Annotated in this window: 20 protein-coding genes; 19 read left to right on the top strand and 1 reads right to left on the bottom strand. The window is 44.7% G+C overall.

Going from position 1 to position 23,977, the window contains the following annotated elements; all coding sequences use genetic code 11:
- Positions 1-1,243: 1,243 nt before the first annotated feature.
- The 17 genes from MXE28_RS09100 (at position 1,244) to MXE28_RS09020 (ending at position 20,904) form a co-directional block, all read left to right on the top strand.
- Positions 1,244-2,266, top strand: coding sequence for a sulfate ABC transporter substrate-binding protein (locus MXE28_RS09100; RefSeq protein ID WP_226974541.1), 1,023 nt, complete (start codon positions 1,244-1,246; stop codon positions 2,264-2,266).
- 8 nt (positions 2,267-2,274) lie between these two features.
- On the top strand, positions 2,275-3,189 hold the full coding sequence (gene cysT / locus MXE28_RS09095) for a sulfate ABC transporter permease subunit CysT (RefSeq protein WP_156704504.1): 915 nt from the start codon (positions 2,275-2,277) through the stop codon (positions 3,187-3,189).
- Position 3,190: 1 nt separating this feature from the next.
- A complete protein-coding gene (locus tag MXE28_RS09090) occupies positions 3,191-4,027 on the top strand; it encodes an ABC transporter permease subunit (RefSeq protein WP_021840426.1) in 837 nt (278 codons plus the stop codon).
- Positions 4,028-4,139: 112 nt separating this feature from the next.
- Positions 4,140-5,228, top strand: coding sequence for an ABC transporter ATP-binding protein (locus MXE28_RS09085; protein ID WP_021840427.1), 1,089 nt, complete (start codon positions 4,140-4,142; stop codon positions 5,226-5,228).
- 153 nt (positions 5,229-5,381) lie between these two features.
- On the top strand, positions 5,382-7,169 hold the full coding sequence (locus MXE28_RS09080; RefSeq protein WP_021840428.1) for an adenylyl-sulfate reductase subunit alpha: 1,788 nt from the start codon (positions 5,382-5,384) through the stop codon (positions 7,167-7,169).
- Positions 7,166-7,480, top strand: coding sequence for a ferredoxin family protein (locus MXE28_RS09075; protein WP_021840429.1), 315 nt, complete (start codon positions 7,166-7,168; stop codon positions 7,478-7,480). The genes MXE28_RS09080 and MXE28_RS09075 overlap by 4 nt, the downstream gene beginning before the upstream one ends.
- 126 nt (positions 7,481-7,606) lie before the next feature.
- Entirely contained in the window at positions 7,607-8,506 is a 900-nt protein-coding gene (cysD, locus tag MXE28_RS09070) for a sulfate adenylyltransferase subunit CysD (protein ID WP_021840430.1), read from the top strand.
- A gap of 72 nt (positions 8,507-8,578) precedes the next feature.
- On the top strand, positions 8,579-10,267 hold the full coding sequence (locus MXE28_RS09065) for a GTP-binding protein (protein ID WP_021840431.1): 1,689 nt from the start codon (positions 8,579-8,581) through the stop codon (positions 10,265-10,267).
- A 467-nt stretch (positions 10,268-10,734) separates the two neighbouring features.
- On the top strand, positions 10,735-12,015 hold the full coding sequence (locus MXE28_RS09060) for an FAD-dependent oxidoreductase (RefSeq protein ID WP_021841996.1): 1,281 nt from the start codon (positions 10,735-10,737) through the stop codon (positions 12,013-12,015).
- Positions 12,012-12,293 (top strand): ferredoxin family protein, encoded by a 282-nt coding sequence (locus MXE28_RS09055; protein ID WP_006555881.1) that lies wholly within the window; start codon positions 12,012-12,014, stop codon positions 12,291-12,293. Before MXE28_RS09060 ends, MXE28_RS09055 begins: the two co-directional genes overlap by 4 nt.
- A 14-nt stretch (positions 12,294-12,307) precedes the next feature.
- Entirely contained in the window at positions 12,308-13,108 is an 801-nt protein-coding gene (locus MXE28_RS09050) for an electron transfer flavoprotein subunit beta/FixA family protein (RefSeq protein WP_156704508.1), read from the top strand.
- Positions 13,109-13,121: 13 nt separating this feature from the next.
- Positions 13,122-14,129 (top strand): electron transfer flavoprotein subunit alpha/FixB family protein, encoded by a 1,008-nt coding sequence (locus MXE28_RS09045; RefSeq protein ID WP_156704510.1) that lies wholly within the window; start codon positions 13,122-13,124, stop codon positions 14,127-14,129.
- 332 nt (positions 14,130-14,461) lie between these two features.
- Positions 14,462-17,020, top strand: coding sequence for a YadA-like family protein (locus MXE28_RS09040; RefSeq protein ID WP_226974542.1), 2,559 nt, complete (start codon positions 14,462-14,464; stop codon positions 17,018-17,020).
- A gap of 309 nt (positions 17,021-17,329) precedes the next feature.
- Complete coding sequence (locus MXE28_RS09035) at positions 17,330-18,070, top strand: alcohol dehydrogenase catalytic domain-containing protein (protein WP_226974543.1); 741 nt, start codon at positions 17,330-17,332, stop codon at positions 18,068-18,070.
- An 82-nt stretch (positions 18,071-18,152) separates the two neighbouring features.
- A complete protein-coding gene (locus MXE28_RS09030; protein ID WP_226981837.1) occupies positions 18,153-18,536 on the top strand; it encodes a MarR family transcriptional regulator in 384 nt (127 codons plus the stop codon).
- A 103-nt stretch (positions 18,537-18,639) separates the two neighbouring features.
- The gene (locus MXE28_RS09025; protein WP_226974545.1) at positions 18,640-19,359 is read left to right on the top strand and encodes an ABC transporter ATP-binding protein; all 720 of its coding nucleotides are present in this window, start codon (positions 18,640-18,642) and stop codon (positions 19,357-19,359) included.
- A gap of 3 nt (positions 19,360-19,362) precedes the next feature.
- Positions 19,363-20,904, top strand: coding sequence for an ABC transporter permease/substrate-binding protein (locus MXE28_RS09020; RefSeq protein ID WP_226974546.1), 1,542 nt, complete (start codon positions 19,363-19,365; stop codon positions 20,902-20,904).
- A gap of 55 nt (positions 20,905-20,959) precedes the next feature.
- On the opposite strand, the gene MXE28_RS09015 is transcribed toward MXE28_RS09020, so the two are convergent.
- Positions 20,960-21,487 carry a MarR family winged helix-turn-helix transcriptional regulator gene (locus tag MXE28_RS09015; RefSeq protein WP_226974547.1) on the bottom strand — a complete coding sequence of 176 codons (528 nt, stop codon included), beginning with the start codon at positions 21,485-21,487 and terminating at the stop codon, positions 20,960-20,962.
- A gap of 185 nt (positions 21,488-21,672) precedes the next feature.
- Between MXE28_RS09015 and MXE28_RS09010 the strand changes: the two genes are divergently transcribed.
- Positions 21,673-22,863 carry a MalY/PatB family protein gene (locus tag MXE28_RS09010; RefSeq protein ID WP_247240060.1) on the top strand — a complete coding sequence of 397 codons (1,191 nt, stop codon included), beginning with the start codon at positions 21,673-21,675 and terminating at the stop codon, positions 22,861-22,863.
- Between the two features lie 184 nt (positions 22,864-23,047).
- On the top strand, positions 23,048-23,758 hold the full coding sequence (locus MXE28_RS09005) for a DUF554 domain-containing protein (RefSeq protein ID WP_226974695.1): 711 nt from the start codon (positions 23,048-23,050) through the stop codon (positions 23,756-23,758).
- Positions 23,759-23,977: the final 219 nt, after the last annotated feature.

The raw sequence follows: 23,977 nt of genomic DNA, 5'->3' as shown, positions 1-23,977 counted from the left end.
AAACGATTTGAAGGAGCAAAGCGACGCACAAATCGTATTGCATCACTTTCTTTCGAGCCGAGTGAAGCGATGGCGAGAATGATAGTGTAGTCGCAAATGATACCGGACTCAGAGAGCTTCCAGCCAATATTGTAGAGGTGTGCAGTACGGTAAAGGTACAATAGCGGCGTGGGATACGCAGGGCTCATGCTTTATAGGAGCGCAGCGACGCATAAAGCATAGAGCATCGCGTAGTTCGGGGCGTAAGATTTTGCGTAGCAAAATCCACAGCATCCGAACAGATAAGGTAGTCGCAAATGATGTCGTACTCAGAGAGCTTCCAGCCAATCTTGTACAGGTATTTACTATCTTAGAAGCACAACGAGGAAGCGGAGCTGGGAAAAGTAGGGCAAACGATTTGAAGGAGCAAAGCGACGCGCAAATCGTATTGCATCACTTTCTTTCGAGCGGTAGCGAGAATGATAGGTAGTCGCTGATTAGAGCCGGACGTACTCAGCGTCTACTAAGTAATATATAAAGCAGCGAGCGAAGCAATGCGGTTACGCCCTAAATCAATCGAGCTTTCTCCCTCTAGCCTTTATAGCACTAAAAAAGGCAGCGAGCGAAGCAATGCGGCCACGCACAAAATCAATCGAGCTTTCTCCCTCTAGCCTTTTAGCACTAAAAAAGTCAATCTACCTAAGCAATACGAACTACCTCTCCCCTCATTTGAATAACAAATTCATAGATGACCCAAATACATATATATATTATCTATTATATATAATAGAATCGCCCTATATTTACTGATAAACAATTTCATTTAAAATCTGACACCTACATTAAATCCCGTACATAACCCTAAAAATTGCCAAATAACCAACTATATTACAAGATATCAGTCTGTAATTTTGAGAAAAATATTCAACTAGAATCACATATAATATACTATAGTATTTATATTGTTTTCAATTACCTCATATCCTATTGACAATGTATGATTTAAAAAGTACAATCAAACACAGCTTTACATTTTACGCACTTCGTGCGCCATAAATACCTGTTAAAATTGTAGGAATTAAAAATTAATCTGAATGAGATATATGAATCCGTCAAAGATGCTGAGAGTACAGATTCATATAGCAATTCGGTTTTTTCACAATAAACAGTATGATTTGGGAAAGAAGCTACGGCCGAGAACGAGTAACGGCCAAAGAGAGAGTTTTAATAATAGAGAGAGTTTAAAAGATAGAAGGTTATAATTATGAAACGAAGAGGTTGGTACGTACTTCTTTCGGTAGGCATAGTGGGGGCTATGCTGTGGGGAGCCGGTCATTCGTTTTCGTCGCAGAATAACAGTCAGGTGACAACCTTGACGAATGTATCCTATGACCCGACTCGAGAGTTTTACGAGGCATATAATGCCGATTTTTCAAAATATTATAAAGAACGAACCGGTAAGGATGTAGAAATTCATCAGTCCCACGGCGGATCGGGCAATCAGGCTCGGGCCGTGGTGGAAGGCTTTGACGCCGACGTGGTGACCTTGGCGCTGGCTCAAGACGTGAATCTACTGCAGAAGGTTCATCTGTTAGACCCCAGCTGGGAATCACAATTGCCGAACTATTCGGCACCCTATACGTCCACGGTAGTATTCCTGGTTCGTAAAGGCAATCCGCTACAAATTAAAGATTGGTCGGATTTGGTAAAACCGGGTGTGCGCTTGATTGCACCGGATCCTAAAAGCAGCGGGGGCGCTTGTTGGATCTTTTTAGCGGCCTATGCTTATGGTGAAGGTCCTAATAACGATACCGCTAAAGGGAATGATTTTGTCAAAAAATTATATAACAATGTGACCGTAATGGACGCGGGGGCTCGCGCGTCTACGACGACTTTTGTTGAAAACAAGCAAGGCGATGTGTTGCTCGCTTGGGAAAACGAAGCAAAACAGATTATGGAACATTATCCCGGCGAGTATGAAATCGTAATGCCGTCCGTTTCGATAGTAGCGGAACCGAGTGTGGCTGTAGTGGCGGAAATCGCCAAAAAACACGGCACCTATGACGTGGCTCATGAGTATTTGGCTCATCTTTACGAACCGGACAGTCAACGACTCATTGCTAAATACGGTTTCAGACCGACGAATCCGGACGTTATGAAGGAAGTAGCGGCTAAGTATCCCACTCCGGCACGCATGGTGACAATTCGAGATTTTGGCGGGTGGTCGGCCGCTTATGAGCGCTTTTTCGTAGATGGCGCCCTATTCGATACAATTCGCGATGAATAGGAGGGTCTATGAACGAGCAGAATCAGTTAAATGAAATTAAACGGGCTACACCGGTACGAATCGAAGGTCCTAAGCGTCAGACGAGTGGTAAAAAGGCGAAAACACCGCGTTTATTGCCGGGGTTTGGCTTAACTCTAGGCGTGACACTGACGATATTATCCATTATCGTGATTTTGCCAATCGGTACCATATTGGGGTTTGCCTTACAAATCCCACCGGCCGCCTTCTGGCAGGCTATTTCAAAACCGGTTGTATGGCATGCCTTTGCCACGAGTTTAACCACCGCCTTTGTGGCGGCCGCTATTAACCTCGTGTTCGGAACCTTATTGGCGTGGATTTTGGTGCGTTACACCTTCCCGGGACGGCGTATCATCGACAGCCTTATCGAGTTACCGTTTGCCTTACCGACGGCAGTAGCGGGCATTACCTTGTCCAAACTCTATTCCGAGACAGGCCTCTTAGGCAGTGCCTTGGTTAAATTGGGCGTATCCATTGTTTATACAAAAATAGGTATTATTATAGCCTTAGTATTTGTGGGTATTCCTTTCGTAGTTCGTTCCGTGGAGCCTGTGTTGGCAAAACTTGACGGTTCTTACGAAGAAGCCGGCGCCGTATTGGGTGCCAATAACTTTACGATTTTCAGACGCATTATTTTGCCGGAAATCTTACCGGCCGGTCTAGCCGGTTTTGCCTTGGCTTTTGCCCGAGGGCTTGGTGAGTACGGTAGCGTTATCTATATCTCCGGGAACAGTGCTAAAGCGCAGACGCAAGTCGTGTCCTATGTGATTATGCAAAAACTCAATTATGTGGATTATGAGGGGGCAACTGCCATGGCGTTGGTGCTCCTCGTATTGGCCTTTTTAATTTTGCTTACCGTGAACTTGATGCAGCTTCGTCAGGCACGGCGGTTAGGAGGTCGATAATATGAAACAGTCAAAATGGGTGAAAAATACATTGATTACATTAGGCTTTATCTTTGTAATCTTAATGTTGGTCTTCCCGCTGGTAACTGTGATAATCAGTTCGTTGGCACAGGGCTGGGGCTTTTACTTAAAAGCTATAACCACACCGTATGTGTTATCCGCTTTGGGGCTGACGCTTTTAGCAGCTTTAGTAGCCGTTGCAGTCAGTGGCTTCTTCGGCCTTTGTGCAGCATATTGTATCGGTAAATTCGATTTCAAGGGGAAACAATTCCTCATGACTTTAATCGATGTGCCGTTCTCCATTTCACCGGTTATTGCAGGTCTTGCCTTTATCATGGTATTCGGCCGCATCGGCTGGGGCTATGGGATTTTAGATACAATTAATCAGTGGCTTGGCACGAATTGGCGCGTTGTCTTTGCCTTACCGGGTGTTTTCTTGGCAACTATATTTGTAACCTTGCCTTTCGTGTTCCGCGAAGTGATTGCCATCATGCATACGCGCGGACGTGAAGAGGAAGAAGCGGCGGTCCTCATGGGGGCATCGGGATTGACCGTTTTTTGGAAAGTAACCTTTCCGCAAATTAAATGGGCTTTTTTATACGGCGTCTTATTGTGTGCGGCTCGTGCTTTGGGGGAATTCGGGGCCGTAGCAGCCTTGTCAAAAGCTCGCGGCAGCACCTTTACCTTGCCGCTCGAGATCGACGCATTATATATGTCAGGTTCGGCGACGGGCGTAACGGCAGCCTTTGCGGCATCCTCTTTATTGGTATTGATGTCCGTATTATTGCTCTTACTAAGAGCCTATGTGGAACATCGCGTCGGTCATGCCGGCGATTAGAGCGTTTAGATTGAATAAACGTCAGCCAATGAGGGTAAAATAAGTAGCTATATACAACATAAAGTATAAGAATATAACTTGAAGAAGATAAGAGAGAATTTGAGGTGATTAAATGGGCGTAACGTCGGCGGCGTCATCGAGCTATGTGGCGATGACCGGAATATATAAGCAATACGGCGATTATGAAGCATCGAAAGATGTTAACTTTGAAATCACGGAAGGCCGTATCGTGGCCTTATTGGGACCCAGTGGCAGCGGGAAGACGACAATCCTACGTATGTTGGCAGGGCTTGAACATCCCGACGAAGGGGATATTCATATTGCCGGTCAGCGCGTAAATGAAATCGTACCGGCTAAACGCGGCATCGGGTTTGTTTTTCAAAACTACGCCTTATTCCGTCATATGACGGTGTTTGATAATATTGCGTTCGGCTTGGACGTACAAAATAAAGATCGAGGCAAAATTGAAAAGCGTGTTACCGAATTGCTGGACTTGGTGGGCCTTGCTAATTTACGAGATCGCTATCCGGGGGAATTGTCCGGCGGTCAGCGGCAGCGTGTGGCCTTTGCCCGTGCGTTGGCTCCAAGACCGCATGTATTGCTATTGGATGAACCGTTTGCGGCTATCGATGCAAAAGTAAAGCATGATTTACGGCAATGGCTTAAGGCGACGATTAAAAAATCCGGGATTACCAGTATTTTCGTAACCCATGATCAGGAAGAAGCAGTCGAACTGGCCGATGAAATCATCGTAACGAACAATGGCCGTATCGAGCAGATGGGCACACCTGAAGAAATTTATGGTACGCCGGCAACGCCGTTCGTGGCCGGTTTCATGGGTAAAGCTAAAGGCATCATGAATTATGAGAAATTAGTCGGTTTTGACAAAGAAGACGATTTCGACTGGGCTATTATTCGGCCGGAATTTGTAGCGGTTTTCAAAAAAGACGCCGACCATGGCAATAAGAGTGCTATAGAGCAGGGCGTGGTAGAAGCGGTGACATTCCAAGGCACAAGGCTCAGCATGCAAATTCGTATCGGCGAGCATATACTCGAAGCGGAACAGCCGATTGAGGCCAACATGTTTACCGTCGGCGAAGAAGTGGATGTACTCATCTATCGACTGTTTTTGTGCAGCAATACGGACGTTCATATTGCCAAGAACAAAGCGCTCGAACCGGACCAAGTGTTCTATATTTAGTGATATTCAGTCGTTAACGGCAAAGATGAACGACGTATCAGTAATAGGCAATTATAAGGAGATAGCATTCAACGCCAAAGTGAATGTTGTTAACTATATCAAATGATATTCAGCCCTTAAGTAGGCATTATAGAAATTAGGTGGAATGGGATTATGAAATTTGAGAAGCGAGAGCGAATTGAGACGGATGTGCTCATCATCGGGGGCGGCACGGCGGGCTGTTACGCGGCGCTGACCTTGCAAAAAGAGAGCAACGCCAAGGTTCTCATCGTAGAAAAAGCGGCCATTCGACGCAGCGGCTGTTTGGCGGCCGGCGTGAATGCGCTGAACGCGTATATCGTAAAAGGCCGTAAGCCGCAAGATTATGTGGATTATGCCACGAAGGACGCGGCCGGCATTGTCCGTCACGATTTATTGCTCACCATGAGCGAACGCCTTAACGGCGTGACGAAAGTACTGGAAGATTTGGGGCTCGTTATTTTGAAAGACGAAAATGGCGAGTATATGGCACGCGGTAATCGTAATATTAAGATTAACGGCGAAAACATCAAGCCGATTCTGGCTGATGCGGTTCTTCAGTTACCAAATACGACGGTTATGGAACATGTGATTATGACCGATTACTTGGTAGAAAACGGCGAAATTAAAGGGGCGGTTGGTTTTTCATTGCGCAATAACGTAGCCTATGAAATCTACGCACCCTATGTAATTTGTGCCACCGGCGGAGCGGCCGGCTTATATCGACCGAACAATCCGGGTTTTTCACGTCACAAAATGTGGTATTCACCGTTCAACACGGGCGCCGGTTATGCCATGGGCATCAAAGCGGGTGCTGAAATGACTACCTTTGAAATGCGTTTTATCGCCCTTCGTTGTAAAGACACAATTGCGCCGACCGGCACTATTGCCCAGGGCGTGGGCGCTAAACAGGTCAATGCGGATGGCGAAGTGTATGAAACGAAATACGGCCTGACCACTTCGCAACGCGTGTACGGGACTGTAAAAGAAACGCTCGATGGTCACGGCCCTTGTTATTTGGCAACCGAAGGTATTACGAGCGAGCAGAACATGGACCTTTTAAAGGCGTATCTTAACATGGCACCGGGTCAGACTTTAAAATGGTTAGAATCCGGCGAGGGTCCGCAGCAGCAGAATGTGGAAATCGAAGGAACGGAACCATATATTGTAGGTGGTCATACGGCGAGCGGTTATTGGGTAGACACGAAGCGTGAAACGACAATCCGTAACCTCTTTGCGGCCGGCGATGTAGCCGGTGGGTGTCCGCAGAAATATGTAACCGGTGCCTTGGCTGAAGGTGAAATTGCGGCCTTGGCTATTGCCGAACGTTGGCAAAACGAACAAGGTGCGAATGCAGGGACAGTCAATAACGTAGCAACAGGGGGCAAAGTTAACGCAGCTAGAGCAGCAGCGAATACTGTTTCCACTACTGTAGCGGCGCAGGCCAAAACGTACTTGGATGCGTATGATACCTTCCTTACCGGCGAAGCACCACTCTATACGACGGAACAGCTGGAAGAAGCGATGCAACGGGCCATGGACAGCTATGCCGGCGGTATCGGCTCTTATTATCGTTTTAACGGCAAGCAATTGGCCAAAGCGAAAGCACGTATCGAAGAGCTCATAGGCATGGCGGAACAGCTGAAGGCGGAAAACCTCCACGATTTGCTGTTTATCTACGAGCTCAAAGAGCGCTTGGTAGTATGTTTAACCTTGATTGCTCACTTGGGGGCCCGCAAGGAAACGCGTTGGCACAGTTTTGCGGAAAACCTGGATTATCCTGAGACCAGCGATGAATGGCTCTGCTATGTTAACTCCGTGGCAACGGATAAGGGCATTGAAATTCGTCAGCGTCCATTGGTAACATCGGACAGCTATGAACATCAAGACGGCGCGGCCGTTAGCAAAGGAGGCGCACTATGAGCATCAAAATCGATCAACAGACATGCGTAGGTTGTCAGCGGTGCGTTAATATTTGCCCCGGCAGCTTACCGGCTATGAATGAAGCGGGCAAAGCCTTTATGGCCTATCCGAAGGATTGTTGGGGCTGTATGGCCTGCATTAAGGAATGTCCCGTAGGCGCTATTGCCTACTTCCTCGGTCCTGATATGGGTGGCCTCGGCGGCACCATGAAGGCTCGTCGCGACGGTCAATATTGGAATTGGGAATATACTTCGCCGACCGGTGAGAGTCAGACCATCGTGGTGAATGCTCAAGAATCCAATAAATATTAAGCTTTGATATCTCAGATACGACAATTTTAAAGTTTAGATTTTTTCAACATTGTAGTATCTTTGCAACGTTTAAAAGTTAAGATATTTTTCAAAATAAATTATAGAGTAAAAGAGAGAAGGTTTAGCATGAGTGAATACAGCCATTTAGACGAATTGGAAGCGGAAGCCATATATATTATCCGCGAAGTAGCGGCGCAGTGTGAAAAGCCGGTTATGTTGTACTCCATCGGTAAGGACAGCTCGGTAATGCTCCACTTGGCGCGCAAAGCATTTTATCCGGAAAAACCGCCGTTTCCGTTTTTACATGTAAACACAACGTGGAAATTCAAAGAAATGATTAAATTCCGCGATGAAACAGCCAAGAAATTCGGCCTCGATATGATCGAATACATCAACCAGGACGGCGTGGATCAGGGTATCAACCCATTTGACCACGGCTCGGCTTACACGGATATTATGAAAACACAGGCCTTAAAACAGGCACTCAACAAATACGGTTTCACGGCAGCGTTTGGGGGCGGTCGTCGTGACGAAGAAAAATCCCGTGCGAAGGAACGTATCTTCTCCTTCCGTAATGCGTCGCACGGCTGGGATCCGAAGAACCAGCGTCCGGAAATGTGGAAACTTTACAACGCTAAAATCAATAAGGGTGAAAGTATCCGTGTTTTCCCATTGTCCAACTGGACCGAAAAAGACATTTGGCAATATATTAAGCGTGAAAACATCGACATTGTATCCTTGTACTTCGCGGCAGAACGTCCTGTTGTATACCGTGACGGCAACATCATCATGGTGGATGACGACCGTTTTAAACTTCTTCCGGGTGAAAAAATCGAGCAGAAGAAAGTTCGTTTCCGTACCTTAGGTTGCTATCCTTTGACGGGCGGCACCGAGTCCAATGCGACCACCTTGGATGAAATTATTGAAGAAACCTTGTCGGCTGTATCGTCTGAACGCACGACCCGTGTTATCGACAGTGAAGCGGCGGGCAGCATGGAACGTCGCAAACGTGAAGGTTATTTCTAATACATACATGACGATGAGGGCCATTCTTTTTGAAAAAGAACAAGCCTTGGGGATGACAGAGAGGATACAACGATGAAAGGACTTTTAAAATTTATTACCTGTGGCAGTGTGGATGACGGTAAATCCACACTCATCGGCCACATTTTATATGATGCAAAATTATTATATGCGGACCAGGCGAAAGCCTTGGAATTGGAAAGTAAAGTGGGCAGCCGCGGCGGCGCCATCGACTACTCTTTATTGCTCGACGGCCTCATGGCGGAACGCGAACAGGGGATTACCATTGACGTAGCGTACCGTTATTTCACCACCGACAACCGCAGCTTTATCGTAGCGGACACACCGGGCCACGAAGAATACACCCGTAACATGGCCGTAGGTGCGTCCTTTGCGGATTTGGCCATTATCTTGGTGGATGCTTCGCAGGGCATTTTGGTGCAGACCCGTCGTCATGCACGTATTTGTGCGTTGATGGGGATTGAGTCGTTCGTGTTTGCCGTGAATAAAATGGACCTTGTAGGCTATAAAGAAGACGTGTTCCGCAAGATTGAAGCGGACATTGCAGCCCTTGCTAAAGAAGTAGGGCTCAAGCAAGTACAGGTGATTCCGGTTTCGGCTACCGAAGGGGATAACATCACCGTTAAAGCAACGACCATGCCTTGGTACGAAGGACCGGCCTTATTGCCATACCTTGAAAACGTAGATGCATCCGGTGCAGCGGAAGACGGTTTCTATATGCCCGTACAACGCGTTTGCCGTCCGAATCACACCTTCCGCGGCTTCCAAGGCCAAGTGGAATCCGGCAAAATTACCGTTGGCGATACCCTCACCGTATTGCCGAGTGGAGAATCAGCTAAGGTTAAAACCTTGATGGTCGGTTTTGATGAAGTGCAGGAAGCGAAAAACGGCCAGCCGTTGACTGTTGAACTTGACCGTGAAATCGACGTGTCTCGTGGCAGCGTGTTGGTAAAACAGACCGGCATTGAAATCGCTCAGACGGCCAGCGTTAAACTCCTTTGGATGGATGACGAACCGCTTGAAGTGGGCAACGAATATCTCGTAAGCCTCGGCACCAAACAGGTGGCCGCTACGGTGACGGATATTCAGTACCAAATCGACGTGAACAGCGGTGAACATTTACCGGCTGCGGAACTCGGTAAAAACAGCATTGCCCTTTGCACCTTGCACTTCCAGGCGCCGGTTGTTATGGATGAATTCCGTCGTCATAAGACGTTGGGTGAGTTGATTCTTATCAACCGCGTAAGCAACATGACCTCCGCTTGCGGTGTCGTAGAAGCGGTGGGTACTACTGCGGAACAGCACAGCTTTGAAGGCAATGGCTTGAAAGCACGTGGCGACGTGTTTGATGAATTCTACTACAATGTAGAAGGTCTCAAAGTAGATAAAATCCGTCCTAACCGCACGACCTTTAATATTGGCGACAGCTTGCCGCTCGCCGGTGCCAGCTACAACTATCCGGCTAATTTTGATATCTTGGTTCTCCGCGATAAAGTGGCTATCGAAGTACGGGACGGTAAATTGGCTAATATCGTACCGTTGGCTGAGTATACATACAACGACGTGCCGGTTGTGAACGGTCGCGGTTTTGCCGTGCAGGTTAACTCTGCCGACGATGTAAAACAATTCATCGAAGAGTCTTCCGATGATGCGTTGCAGCATGATGGCGCATGGCATGATAAATGGCTCCGTTTTGAAACGTACCGTAAGATTATTTTCCATGATTCTTTCTGGTCGATTTAAGAGAATAAGCGAATAAGACTAAGCAGTCATACAGTACATTACTGTGTGGCTGCTTTTTTATTGGTCTCATACATCTTAAACTTTGAGCAATATTGATTGATTTTGAGCGACATATATTTTATTCGCATAGTCCTATATCCGTCAAAATCTACGGTTATTCTCTTTTTTAATCACCAACATGTTAAAAATAAAACTCTATTGACATAAATAATCTATTCAATTTGAGTCCTTGGTCAGTTTTGATTAATTTTAATATATAGAATATATTTTACAATGCAAAAGAGGTATTTTATAAATTCACTTAGAATATATATAATAGTGAGTATAAAGTAAAATATCGATATGGTATTTTGCAAATTTCTAAGCTGTGTTTACCTACAGTGGGTCGCAAAAGGCCGACGTGGGACGTAACTGTTTTTTGTTTTTCAATGTATAAAATATACAGTATATTACACAAGGAGAACAGCATGGAACAATTTGATGCAATCGTTGTAGGCGGTGGCTTAGCAGGTGCGGCAGCTGCTTATCGAATGGCCAAAGAGGGTGTGAAAGTGCTCTTGGTTGAACGAGGGAGTTATGGGGGCGCGAAAAACATGACGGGTGGTCGTATTTATACGCATTCGTTAGAAGAGTTAATCCCTGATTTTAGAAAAACGGCTCCGTTAGAACGTAAAGTAACGAAGGAGCGCATCTCCATTTTGGAAGGTGGCAAGGCAACGACCGTTGAATATGAAGCGGAACCGGCTCAGCCAAAAGACGAATCCTATGTGGTATTGCGCGGCGTTTTTGATAAATGGCTCGTAGAGCAGGCTGAAAAAGCCGGTGCCGTGGTGGTTAACCGCATTCAGGTTACGGATCTTCTCATGGAAGGCGGCAAAGTGGTAGGCATTCGCTGTGGTAAAGATACGTTGCGTGCTGACGTAGTGGTATTGGCTGACGGCGTTAACTCCTTATTGGCTGAAAGAGCCGGTTTACGTGCACCGATTACGGCTGCCGAAGTAGCCGTAGGTGCTAAAGAAGTATATAGCTTTAATAAAGGTGTGTTGGAAGAACGCCTCGGCCTCGACGGCAATGACGGTTTGTCTTGGCTTTTCATGGGTGATATTACGCACGGTCTCATGGGCGGCGGTTTTATCTATACTAATAAAAACAGCTTATCCATCGGCGTCGTAGTAGGTCTTGAACATATCGGTGAATCGGATGCTACTATCGAAGATATGATGAACGAATTCATGGCTTATCCGACAGTGGCTCGCTTGTTAAAAGGGGGCAAACTCCTTGAACGCAGCGGTCACATGGTTCCGGAAGCGGGGTATAAAATGGTGACCACCTTGAGCGGTGACGGCTTTATCATCGTCGGTGATGCGGCCGGTTTCTGTATCAACATGGGTTACACCGTGCGCGGTATGGATTTTGCCATTGCGTCCGGCATGTATGCCGCCGATGCGATTATTAAAGCCAAACGCTTAGGCGATTATTCCGCCGGTGCGTTACGTTACTACGATATTATGATTGAGGACAGCTTCGTAGGTAAAGATTTGAAAACCTATCGTCACTTCCCTGAATTCCTCAACAATCCGCGTATTTTCCAAAAATATCCGGGAATGGTCAACGGCATCATGTCCGATGTATTTACCGTTAACGGCGACGGCGCGAAACCGCTTGTTCCTAAATTATTGAAACGGGCTACCGGTGTAGGCCTTGTTAACTTGGCTATGGATGCCCTTAAAGGAGGTCGTGCCCTATGACAAACTTAGAAGAAAAGTTAGGCGTCAATAAATATTACGTAAACGAAGGTCATCCGCACATTGAAATCATTCATGATTATCCGGATATGAAGGAAAAAATGAAACTCGTCAATGCCTGCCCGGCCGGTTTATATACCTTAAACGACGACGGTACGCTTGCATTTGACTACGCCGGTTGCGTAGAATGCGGTACCTGCCGAGTTTTATGCGGCAAAACGATTGTAACTAAATGGGAATACCCGGACGACACGAAGGGTATTGAATTTCGTCAAGGCTAATAGGGAGGCTGACTATGGAATTACTCGTATGTATCAAGCAAGTGCCGGATACGTCTGAAATCAAGCTCGATCCGGAAACGAACACTTTAATTCGTACCGGCCTGCCAAGTATTGTCAATCCGTTCGACATGAATGCATTGGAAGCGGCTTTGACCGTTAAAGATAAATATCCGGGAACCCGCGTTTCCGTGATTACCATGGGACCGCCGCAGGCGTCCGTGGCGTTAAAAGAATGTATCTCCATGGGGGCCGATGATGCGTACCTCATTACGGACCGTGCCTTTGCCGGTGCCGATACGCTCGCTACCAGCTACACCATCGCTTGTGCTATATCCAAAGTGCAGGAAGACCAGGGCAAACCGTTTGATATGATTTTCTGCGGTAAACAGGCCATCGACGGTGATACGGCGCAAGTAGGTCCGCAGATTGCCGAAGAACTGGGCATTCCTCAGGTTACCTATGTGTGCGGCATCGAAGTGAACGATAATATTGTACGGACCCAACGTGAACACGAAGAAGGCTTTGAAGTATTGGATACGGAAATGCCGATGCTCCTAACGGCCGTTAAATCCCTCAACGAACCACGCTATCCGACCCTCCATAATTCCATTCGTGCTACGCAGTACGAAGTGAAGACGATTACCGTTAAAGATATGACGACGGATCCTAAGCGTTTGGGCCTTCAAGGTTCGCCAACCCGTGTACGCAAAGTATACAGCCCGCCTATGCGCTCCGCCGGAACCATGTTGACCGGTGCCGTTTCGGAATCCGTAGCAACCGTTATGGATGTGTTAAAACAAAAAGAACTTATCTGATAGCTAAGGAGGAATTACGGTGTTTGAAGAATACAAAGGTGTCTATGTCATTGCTGACTGTTTCGACGGTCAGGTGCGCAAAGTCACATACGAATTAATTGGTCAGGCCCGCCTCATAGCGGATCAGTTGCAAGAAGATGTACATACATTGCTTCTCGGCGCCAAAGTGGCCGGCGAAGCACAAAGCCTTATCGAGTATGGCAGTGATTACGTTCATGTATTTGAACATCCTTTATTGGCACGCTACACGACTGACGGCTACACTAAAGTCATTACCGATTTCTTTGCTCAGAATAAACCGAATGTTATCCTCATCGGTGCTACTAACGACGGTCGCGATTTGGCACCGCGTATTTCCGGTCGTATGAAAAACGGCGTTGTAGCGGACTGTACGATTTTGTCCGTAAGCACATCCGACGGCCTTGTAGAATGGACTCGTCCGGCCTTGGGCGGTAACATTTTGGCGGAAATCATCTGTCCGGAACATCGCCCGCAAATGGGCTCCGTTCGTCCGAATGTGTTCAAAATGCCGGAACGCCAGGAAGGTCGTCAAGGTCATATCAACAAGGTCGAAGTTCAGCTCACTGACGGGGACATTCGCAATCGTTTCGTAGAAATGATTAAGGTGGACATGAACGATGTTAACATCGAAGAAGCGGAAATCATCGTGGCCGGAGGTCGCGGCATGGGTTCCCCTGAAAACTTCAAAGTGTTGGAAGAATTGGCCGATGCGTTGGGCGGTGTGCTCGGCGTAACCCGTCCGATTGTTGAAAAAGGCTGGTATCCGTTGAGCCGTCAAGTTGGTCAAACCGGTAAGACAGTGGCTCCTAAATTATACTTGGCCTTCGGCATCTCCGGTGCCATTCAGCATACGGCCGGCATTACGGGCTCCGATATGATTGTGGCCATTAATAACGATCCGGAAGCCTCTATTTTCAAAGTGTGCGACTACGGTATCGTAGGCGACGCTATGGAAGTGGCTCGTGAAATGATTGCGCAATGCAAGGCTATAAAAGGATAAAGTGAAAATCCAATTATTTACTTATTAATAAAATTTGTGAAAAAGCTATGGTGTAATGACACTGTAGCTTTTTCTTTTTTATATGATGAATAGTGCAAAAATATAAGATGTGTGAAATTTCAACACGGCGGTATGAAATATAATTTTTATTCACCGGTTTATGTTTTATGAGAAACAGTGATAAAATAATGATTATATGTCTTGTGGGGGGGCACAAATATGATAGTATTTAACTATAGATGAAGTCGTGATGAATTGATTGGTATAGGTAATAATCAATTCACTGTTTTCAAAACGTTAGTTAGTGGACGTGCTTTGAGAGGAGTTTAGGTATGAAAATCAAGAAAAATGGTCATCGCGTAGTTAAGGCATCCTTGGGGAGTGCTGTTTTATTAAGCTTGTTGTTAGGTGGGCAAGTATTTGCTGCAGATCCGATTGTAATGAATGGGCAAAATGGAACAGCAAATAATGTAACAGAGGCAACCGATTCTACAGTTATTGGTAATGGGAATACTGTAACTAATAGTAAAAGTCAGGTTGTGCTAGGAGATAATAACACAGTTACAGGCAGAAATAATGGGACAGTTAGTGGAGAACAAGAAGAACGAAGCAAAAATGTTTTAGATGTAGTTATTGGTAAAAATAATGATATTGGTGGTAATAATACCTATATGAAAGGGTATGAAAGTTTAACCGTAATCGGTAATAATAACTCAGCAACAAATCCTTCCGCAACAATTCTTATTGGTGATAATCAGGAATTTGGTGATGCAAAAGAAAGTGTTATTATTGGATCTATGACATTAGAAGATAAATCTGATGAAAATATTAAACAGAAGAATAAGAGTGTAGTAATTGGATTTGGTGCAAGAAGTGGGGCTCGTGATAAGGGTGGCTCTAATGTTGCCGTAGGTTATGGTGCCACAGCATTAGGGTGGCAGAGTAATGTTACCGGTTTTAATTCATCAAGTGGTTATGACATAATGATGGCTAATATTTATGGGACATCTAATTTAATTACTGATAATGTTTCTGATAATGACAATATTGAACTGTCTGGCCATCAGAGTAGTATTTGGGGTAATTTAAATAAGGTAGAGAATTCTAATAACTCTATGATTTTTGGGAATGGTAATCATATTACTAATGCAGTAATGGATACCGAAAGCGGCGTTGAAAACGCTTTAATGGAACTTGGCGGTATGTCGACTTATATTCTAGGGTCTAATGAATTTCTTAAAGGTTATACAGATAATTACTCAGGATTAGTATCAGCCGCGGCTAATGAAAATGGCGGTTCAGTATTTGCCTTAGGTAATAGCAATAATTCTGATTACGCAAGATTATCACAAATTATAGGTACTGGTAACACATTGAATGGTGAATCATCATCAATAAGTAAATTTAATACTATTGCCGGTTATCAAAACACTAGTGTTAATGTAAATAATACATCTGTTGTAGGTACAGGCAATACAGTAACCGGAGAAACATCTTCAGTAATTATTGGCGATTATCATTCATTAGAGGGCGGTAATAATAATGTTATTCTCGGCGCAATGAAGACTGAGGAAAAAACGGTTACTAGATCATATACACCGTTCTCAATTTATTCGGGTCAAGAACAAATAGGTGATCCTATTGAATATACAGTTACTGTAAAGTCTCCGGTTATAACTCATAAAGCAAATTTAGAAAATGCTGTTATGCTTGGCTATAATACAGACGTAACTCAAAACGGTGGTGTTGCTTTAGGTGCTCAATCCGTAGCAAGTACAGCATCCGGTGTTGTAGGTTATGATCCAACGTCAGGTGATAGTACAGATCTCTCAAGCAGTGCGTGGAAATCAACATTAGCTGCTGTTTCTGTTGGTGATGCAGCTAATAATTTGACTCGCCAAATTACAGGTGTAGCGGCTGGTACAGAACTAACTGATGCGGTTAACGTGGCTCAGCTAAAAGAAGTAGCTGCTAATGCTGCAGATGGCAATGATAAATTAAAAGCAACTGATAGTGCATTGACAATTGATGGTAATATTTTAAAATTAGCTATCGAAGATACGGCAGGTACTAAAGTAACCGGTAGTGTAAAACTAGAGACTATCGCATCGGCTATCGATACTAAGAACACTATCGCCAAAGGTAGTCATATTGACTACACAACTAAAGCCAATGAACATGGTGGTACAGAATATACACTTAGCGTAGTAACTGACGGCAAAGTTGAAGCCGGTAATACCGGTATTGTAACCGGCGGTACCGTCTACAACGAAACCCGTGTAGCCAAAGACGGTACTTACGTTAAACAATCTAAATCTGCAGGAGAAAACTTGACTGCGTTGGATAGCCAAGTAGCGGCCAATACGACTCAGATTACGCAGAACACTAATAATATTACTTCCATTTCCAACGAAGTAAGCAATATTACCAACAACGTAACCAGCTTGAACAGCCAAGTTAATAAATTGGATAATCGAATTAATCGTGTCGGTGCCGGTGCCGCCGCATTAGCTGCTTTACATCCGCAAGATTATGATCCGACTGCTAAGTGGGATTTTGCGGCCGGGTATGGCAACTACAAATCGGCTAATGCAGTAGCTATCGGTGCATTCTATCGTCCGACGAATGATTTGTTATTCTCCGTAGGCACCAGCATGGGCGGCGGTGAAAACATGTTTAACGCCGGTGTGAGTATTAAATTCGGTAAGGGTAGTGAATACTCCAACTACTCCAAAACTGATTTAGTCTCCGTAATCTCTAGCCAGCAAGCGGAAATCAGTGCAGTTAAAGCCGACAATGAAGCTATTAAAGCGGATAATGAAGCTAAAACTAAACGCATCGAAGCTCTTGAAAAACAGATGCAGGAAATTTTAAGCAGAATTAACCGTTAAGGTTTTCAGTAAGGGGACGTGCTGGAACCGGTTGTGTGGGCAGAACCTCTCAGACACAACACCTAAAAAGCAAAATATCACAAAACACTTTCAATCACTTTAAAAGAATGTACGCTATGGCAGGGCAATCCGGGCTCTTGCGAGGCGTACATTCTTTTTTGCTTTTTAAAACTATGAATTTGTGAAAATAAATATATTAGCCGGTTAAAGATATTATCTATAGCTAGATAAGTCAAAAGGTTTGACTTATAGACTTATTTCGATTTATAATAAAGGCGTAAAAAGGTTTTGATTGAAAAGAGGGGTACCATGAAAGCGGTGGTTGTTTATGAAGTGGGCGGCGTAGATAAATTAATGTATCAGGATGTGCCGATGCCTTCTGTTAAACCGGGTTGGTCTTTAGTTAAGGTGAAGGGTTTCGGTATTAATCGTTCCGAAATTTTTACAAGAAATGGCTATTCGGAATCGGTCCGGTTCCCGCGGATTTTGGGGATTGAATGTGTCGGTGTCATTGAGAAAAGCACTGACGAAAAGCGTTTACCACCGAGGACGAAGGTTGTATCCATTATGGGGGAAATGGGTCGTGACTTTGACGGTTCTTATGCGGAATATGTATTGCTTCCTAATGAGCAAATTTATACGGTCCGCACAGATTTGTCATGGCCGATTATGGCGGCTATACCGGAGACCTATCATACGGCCTTTGGTACCTTGCAGAATCTAAAAGTTGAGAACGGCGATACTGTGTTGGTGCGTGGTGCGACGAGTGGTGTGGGTGTAGCTTTCGCCAAACTTTTGAAAGCTCGTTACTCAAAGGTCCAGTTATATGGTTCTACACGTTCTATGAATAAGCGGGAACAGCTGCTGGCTGCCGGTTTTGACGAATGCATCCTTGATAATTCGGGAAGACTTGTAACAGATATGGCTTTTGATAAAATCGCCGACATGGTGGAACCGGCTAAGGTTTTTACATTGGCCGAGATTCGTGAGGCACAAGCTTATTTGGATAGTACTGAAAGTTTTGGCAAGGTGGTGGTACTGAATGACTGAAAATTTACTACAAACAAAAGCATATGCCCGAATCCGAGACACTCAGATATCTATTTTTGAAAATTATGCGCGTAAGCATGGTATGCAAAGCAAATCGATGCTGATTTTGATGTGGATTTATTATAATCCTGAGGGCATTACGCAGCAACGGATTACGCTCAAGACGTACTCCACGAAACAGGTGGTGAATGCGACGATAAAAACCTTCAAGGATAAAGGGTATCTTCTGTTTGAAGATGGGACGGCGGATCGACGCACAAAGCTGTTAAAGTTGACAGATGCAGGGAAAGCCTATGCGGCTTCGGTATTGGACACGTTGGAGCAAGCTGAATATGAGGCTATGAACGAATTAACGCCGGAAGAGCGTGAAGTTCTGCTGCAATTGAGTGAAAAATATACCGATGCATTGACTAAACGAATTGAGAAAGTAAGTGAGGCAGAAGCTGATAAAGAAAAAACAGAGTAAATGACTGAAGAAAAACGTAGTAATTTACTGAAGTAAAAGAGAAGTCAGCTACTGAAGTTTATGAGCTTATGGCTTCTGAATAACGGGAATGGTAGGTGAAAGAATGATTGAATTTAAGAATGTAAGCAAGTTATATAAGGAAAAGGCGGCGCTCAGAAATATCAACATGACCATCGAGTGCGGTGAGTTTTTTGTTCTCGTCGGCACGAGCGGCAGCGGTAAAACAACGACGCTCAAGATGATTAATCGTCTTTTGACGCCGACCGAAGGCACGGTATCGATTAATGGGGTTGATGTACAGCAGTCGGAGCTGCGCGAATTGCGCTTAAATATCGGCTATGTATTGCAGTCCGGCGCTCTATTCCCAAATTTAACGGTGTGTGAAAATATTGAAATCATCCCGGAAATGAAGGGCTGGCCTAAAGAAGAACGAGTTAAGACGGTTCATTCTTACTTAGAGATGGTGGGGCTCGACCCGGAACAATATATGAACCGCTATCCGCATGAGCTCTCCGGCGGTGAACAGCAACGTGTGGGGATTTTGCGGGCCATCGTGACGAGACCTTCGATCCTCCTCATGGACGAACCGTTCAGTGCACTCGACCCGATTAGCCGCAATCAGTTGCAGGATCTTATTAAGCGCCTCCATGATACGTTTAAAATGACGATTGTATTCGTAACCCATGATATGGCGGAGGCGGTGAAGCTGGGTACGCGGATTTGCGTCATGAGTAAGGGTGAAGTTGTACAGCTCGATACGCCACAAGTGATTAAAGAACATCCGGCGCATGAAGTGGTTAAGCGTTTTTTCTACGAGGGGTAAATCATGGACACATTATATAGTACATTCATTGAACGACAAGGTGAATGGGTACAATTATTGGTTGAACATGTGCAAATCTCCATGATTGCTCTGTTTATTGCCATTTTACTATCCGTACCGTTTGCTATCTTCGTCGTTAAATATAAAAAAGTGTCGGAAATCACCTTGCAGGTGGCCGGCATTTTACAGACGATTCCGTCATTGGCTTTATTGGGGCTTTTCATTCCGCTCCTCGGTATCGGCAAGGTACCGGCCATTGTGGCGCTCGTTATTTACGGTTTGTTCCCGATTTTGCAGAACACGATTACCGGTTTGCAGAGTATCGATCCGCTCCTTCAGGAAGCGGCCGATGCGTTCGGCATGAATCGTTGGGAAAAGCTCAAAAAGTTTGAATTGGTATTGGCCATGCCGTCGATTATCGGCGGGATTCGCACGTCATCGGTTATGTTAATCGGTACGGCTACGTTGGGTGCCTTAATCGGGGCCGGCGGGCTCGGTTCCTTTATCTTACTCGGTATTGACCGCAATAACTCCGCGTTAATTCTCATTGGGGCTATTTCAGCAGCCCTTCTCGCCGTATTGTTCAGCGTGATTATTAAGTTCTTAGAAACAAAATCTTTAAAAGTTATTGGCTCTTCCTTCGCGGCCGCCTTGGTATTGTTGGTACTTTCCACCATTAACGTGGGCGGTATCGGCGGCGTTGGCAGCATCGGTGGTCATCCAACCTTGATTGCGGCCGGCAAGCTTGGCTCGGAGCCGGAAATACTGATTAATATGTATAAAGAACTGATTGAAGATCAGACGGATATTAAAGTCGTTGTTAAGCCAAGTTTCGGTAAGACCAGTTTCTTGTACGAGGCACTTAAAAAAGGCTCCATCGATATGTATCCTGAGTTTACCGGCACGGTAACGTCGGCCTTGTTACAACCGCCTCTGACGAATATCGGGAACAATCCGAAAACTGTCTATGAAGCAGCTAAAGAAGGCATTTTGAAACAGGATGATTTGGTATTGTTGGAGCCGATGGCATATCAGAATACGTACGCCTTGGCGGTCAAACGTTCCTATGCGGAAGCGAACGGCCTTAAGACGATTTCCGATTTGCAAAAAGTTGTAAATACGGCAAGAGCCGGTTTCTCCTTAGAGTTTAATGACCGTTCCGACGGGAATAAAGGCTTGCAGTCCCTCTATGGCTTAAACTTCCAAGTGGTGACCATGGAACCGAGTCTTCGCTATGAAGCTATCGACCAGGGCAATGTGGATGTTATTGATGTGTTCTCTACAGACCCTGAAATCATCACGCATGATTTGGTAATGCTCGAAGATGACCGCGGTCTTTTCCCACCATATCAGGGGGCACCGTTATTACGCGCCGATACGCTCAAGAAATATCCGGAACTCGAACCGGTACTTAATAAGCTGGCCGGTCTGATTACGACGGATGAAATGCTGAAAATGAACTATGAAGTAGATGTGGACGGTAAGACGGCTAATGAAGTGGCTGTGGCCTACTTGAAAGCCAAAGGCTTGTTGCAACACAAATAACAGCATAGCGTATAATAAAAAAGTTCGTTAACCTCATGTAGGCTAACGAACTTTTTTATTGAGCTTCATTTTTTAACATATCATTGTAGATGGCAATAACTTTTAAAAATGCGTTTATTTCTTCGGCGGAGCATTGCTCGTTTAATTTAGTCATGGTTTCTTGAATATCCTGGATATCAAAGCGCTTGTGCGTTTGGCTGATTTGTACGCCCTTGTCGGTAATGTACAGGTGCTTGGTTTTAGCATTGGTGGCCGTTGTTTCTTTCGTGATTAGGCCTGCTTTTTCCAATTTGGATAGTACTTGAGAAATCGCGCCCTTTGTTTTCTCCCAATAGGCGACCAACTCTGTAGCCGTAACGCCCGGATGGTCTTCGATGTAGCTCAGCGTATGCACTTCTACCATGGTCAGCGGCACCTTGTTATTGGCGTAATCATGGCGACTGTAGATATACTCGCTGTAATTCATGACGAATTGATAGAGCTTGTGATATTTATTGTTTAAGTTGGTATATGTTTCGTTAATTACGTCCGGATTCGTTGTATCCACGGCTTCCGGCGTTATAGGTAATGATTCGTTTTTCATAAAAAGCCTCGTCGTAAAGATTTAGTTTAATGACTATATTATATACTCTTTGGCTATAAATGCCAATTTTACTAATTTTAAGAAAAATAGTTTAGTAACAAAACTAAATATTGACAACTAAATTTTTATAGGGTATGCTTAGCATATAGTTTAATCGCTAAACAAAAATAAGGGAGGACTTAGTCATGAAAGCCAAAGAATTTATTGAAAGATATTATACAGAACGTAAAGGTACATCTAGTCTGAAATGGGATGTGTTAAAAGAAACATTCGGTGCGGATGATTTGATTCCCATGTGGATTGCCGATACGGAATTTAAAGCGCCGGAATGCGTAATCGAAAGTTTGACGGAACGTATTCAGCATGGTGTTTACGGCTATTCCTATGTGCCGGAATCCTTTTACGAAGCGGTAATGGATTGGGAATATACACATCACGGTTATAAACTTCAAAAAGAATGGATTCGTATTACACCGGGCGTTGTGGCGGCGCTTTACTGGTCGGTAAACTTATTAACTCAGCCGGGCGATGCCATCTTAGCGTTGACGCCGGTTTACTATCCGTTTCTTGACAGTATTAAGGATAGCGGTCGTCGTTTGGTTGCCTGCGACATGGCGTACGAAAAAGGGGTATTCTCCTTTGATGCGGCGGCTTTTGAAAAAGCAATCGTCGACAATGATGTGAAGATGTATATCTTGTGTTCTCCACACAATCCGGTAGGTCATGTTTGGACCTATGAAGAATTGCAGACCATGTTGAAAATCTGTAAAAAACACAATGTCTTCGTAGTTTCCGATGAAATTCACCAAGACTTGACCTTTGATAATCATAAACATATTCCGACGGCTACAATTGATAACAGTGCCTATGCAGATAACCTGATTACCTGTTTTGCCGCATCTAAGACGTTTAACTTGGCATCTTGCTTCGTGTCGACGATTATTATTGAAAACGAAGAATTACGTAAAAAATGGGATGCTTTTGTAAAGGTTTTCCACAATGTAGATGCGAATATCTTCGGTTTGACGGCGGTCGAAGCGGCCTTGTGCGGTGGCATGGATTGGTATGAAGGTATTAAAGATGTAATCCATGAAAACTATTTGGCAGTCCGTGAAGGTCTTAAGGATTTTGATAAAGTATATCTTACTTCCTTGGAAGGCACCTATTTATTATTCATCGATTTACGCGAGTATGTGGCGCTTGAAGACATTCACAGTTTCGTTCAAGATAAATGTAAATTGGCTGTCGACTACGGCGAGTGGTTCGGTGATTCCTGGCAGGGCTTCATTCGCTTGAATTTGGCAACACACCCTGATATTGTAAATCAAGCAGTGAGCAATTTGGCTCGTGAATTAAAGGCGATTTCTGCGAAGTAATTTCCTCAGTATTTTAGTACATAATACGCTCAGTAAGCTGCCGGATATTTTGTTAAGATTTACCAATTAATTTGCCGATAAAGCTCCGTAAACTATAGAATTTGTAACGGCTCATTCCAGGTCATATATATGTTATAATCAGACTATCAACTATTTAACATTATTAATGAAGGAAGGTAATTGAATGCCGGGGTTAGGGACTTTAATTAATATGTTAGCCATTATAGTTGGGGGGCTTATCGGGTTAACAGCACGAAATTATTTGAATCAACGTCTTTTAGACAATTTGATGGTAGCCATGAGTGCTTGCATTATTTTCATTGGGCTTGCCGGGGCCGTGAAGGAGTCGCTACTATTTGACGGCCAAACGCTGGTTGTCACGAATTTGATGATGATGGTTATTACCTTTATCATCGGGACGGTTATCGGTGAAATCATTGATTTGGATAAGAAATTAGAGGAGTTTGGCGCGTGGTTGCGCGTGAAAAGTAAAAACGAAGGCGAAGGCACGTTTACGCAAGGCTTTTTGGCCGCTTCGTTTACGGTTTGTATCGGTGCTATGTCGATTATAGGCTCCATTAAGGATGCTACAGGCGATCCGTCGATTCTCTTGGCAAAAGCCATGATGGATGGGATTATCGTCATGATTATGACGACGACCATGGGCAAGGGCTGTATTTATGCCGCCATTCCGGTAGGCATCGTGCAAGGTCTCGTGACCTTGTTGGCCTTCTTTATTGCACCGTGGCTCACGGATCAGGCACTTAGCAATATATCGCTGACGGGCTCGATTATGATTTTCTTAATCGGTGTCAGCTTGCTCACAAATAAACGTTTTCGCATTGCCAATATGTTGCCGACCCTTGTGGTGGCAGCGGTTTGGGCTTGGTTGTAAAAACCGGTGCTCGTTGGCAGTTAACTAAATAGTTGATTTTGTTTTTACATTAAAAGAAACTCTGTCGTAAATAGCGGCAGAGTTTTTTTATTTGGTTAATATGTTGGATTCTTCGCTGTGAGAGGTGAACCGCCCCCTTAAAGTTAGACCTAAAAATCTAATTCTAAGGAGGTCGGTTTTTTCATGTCAAAATATAGTTTTAAATTTAAGCTAAAAGTT

The sequence above is a fragment of the Veillonella sp. KGMB01456 genome (assembly GCF_023051165.1).
Classification (GTDB): domain Bacteria; phylum Bacillota; class Negativicutes; order Veillonellales; family Veillonellaceae; genus Veillonella_A.
This window is presented reverse-complemented; position numbering and strand designations above follow the sequence as displayed.

Excerpts from the sequence above, each read along its gene's own strand:
- MXE28_RS09080 (WP_021840428.1), top strand. The coding sequence starts at position 5,382 with ATGAAATTTGAGAAGCGAGAGCGAATTGAGACGGATGTGCTCATCATC.
- MXE28_RS09020 (WP_226974546.1), top strand. The coding sequence starts at position 19,363 with ATGGACACATTATATAGTACATTCATTGAACGACAAGGTGAATGGGTA.
- MXE28_RS09010 (WP_247240060.1), top strand. The coding sequence starts at position 21,673 with ATGAAAGCCAAAGAATTTATTGAAAGATATTATACAGAACGTAAAGGT.
- cysT (WP_156704504.1), top strand. The coding sequence starts at position 2,275 with ATGAACGAGCAGAATCAGTTAAATGAAATTAAACGGGCTACACCGGTA.
- MXE28_RS09030 (WP_226981837.1), top strand. The coding sequence starts at position 18,153 with ATGCAAAGCAAATCGATGCTGATTTTGATGTGGATTTATTATAATCCT.
- MXE28_RS09015 (WP_226974547.1), bottom strand. The coding sequence starts at position 21,487 with ATGAAAAACGAATCATTACCTATAACGCCGGAAGCCGTGGATACAACG.
- MXE28_RS09055 (WP_006555881.1), top strand. The coding sequence starts at position 12,012 with ATGACAAACTTAGAAGAAAAGTTAGGCGTCAATAAATATTACGTAAAC.
- cysD (WP_021840430.1), top strand. The coding sequence starts at position 7,607 with ATGAGTGAATACAGCCATTTAGACGAATTGGAAGCGGAAGCCATATAT.
- MXE28_RS09050 (WP_156704508.1), top strand. The coding sequence starts at position 12,308 with ATGGAATTACTCGTATGTATCAAGCAAGTGCCGGATACGTCTGAAATC.
- MXE28_RS09065 (WP_021840431.1), top strand. The coding sequence starts at position 8,579 with ATGAAAGGACTTTTAAAATTTATTACCTGTGGCAGTGTGGATGACGGT.
- MXE28_RS09085 (WP_021840427.1), top strand. The coding sequence starts at position 4,140 with ATGGGCGTAACGTCGGCGGCGTCATCGAGCTATGTGGCGATGACCGGA.
- MXE28_RS09005 (WP_226974695.1), top strand. The coding sequence starts at position 23,048 with ATGCCGGGGTTAGGGACTTTAATTAATATGTTAGCCATTATAGTTGGG.
- MXE28_RS09035 (WP_226974543.1), top strand. The coding sequence starts at position 17,330 with ATGAAAGCGGTGGTTGTTTATGAAGTGGGCGGCGTAGATAAATTAATG.
- MXE28_RS09060 (WP_021841996.1), top strand. The coding sequence starts at position 10,735 with ATGGAACAATTTGATGCAATCGTTGTAGGCGGTGGCTTAGCAGGTGCG.
- MXE28_RS09025 (WP_226974545.1), top strand. The coding sequence starts at position 18,640 with ATGATTGAATTTAAGAATGTAAGCAAGTTATATAAGGAAAAGGCGGCG.
- MXE28_RS09100 (WP_226974541.1), top strand. The coding sequence starts at position 1,244 with ATGAAACGAAGAGGTTGGTACGTACTTCTTTCGGTAGGCATAGTGGGG.
- MXE28_RS09090 (WP_021840426.1), top strand. The coding sequence starts at position 3,191 with ATGAAACAGTCAAAATGGGTGAAAAATACATTGATTACATTAGGCTTT.
- MXE28_RS09075 (WP_021840429.1), top strand. The coding sequence starts at position 7,166 with ATGAGCATCAAAATCGATCAACAGACATGCGTAGGTTGTCAGCGGTGC.
- MXE28_RS09040 (WP_226974542.1), top strand. The coding sequence starts at position 14,462 with ATGAAAATCAAGAAAAATGGTCATCGCGTAGTTAAGGCATCCTTGGGG.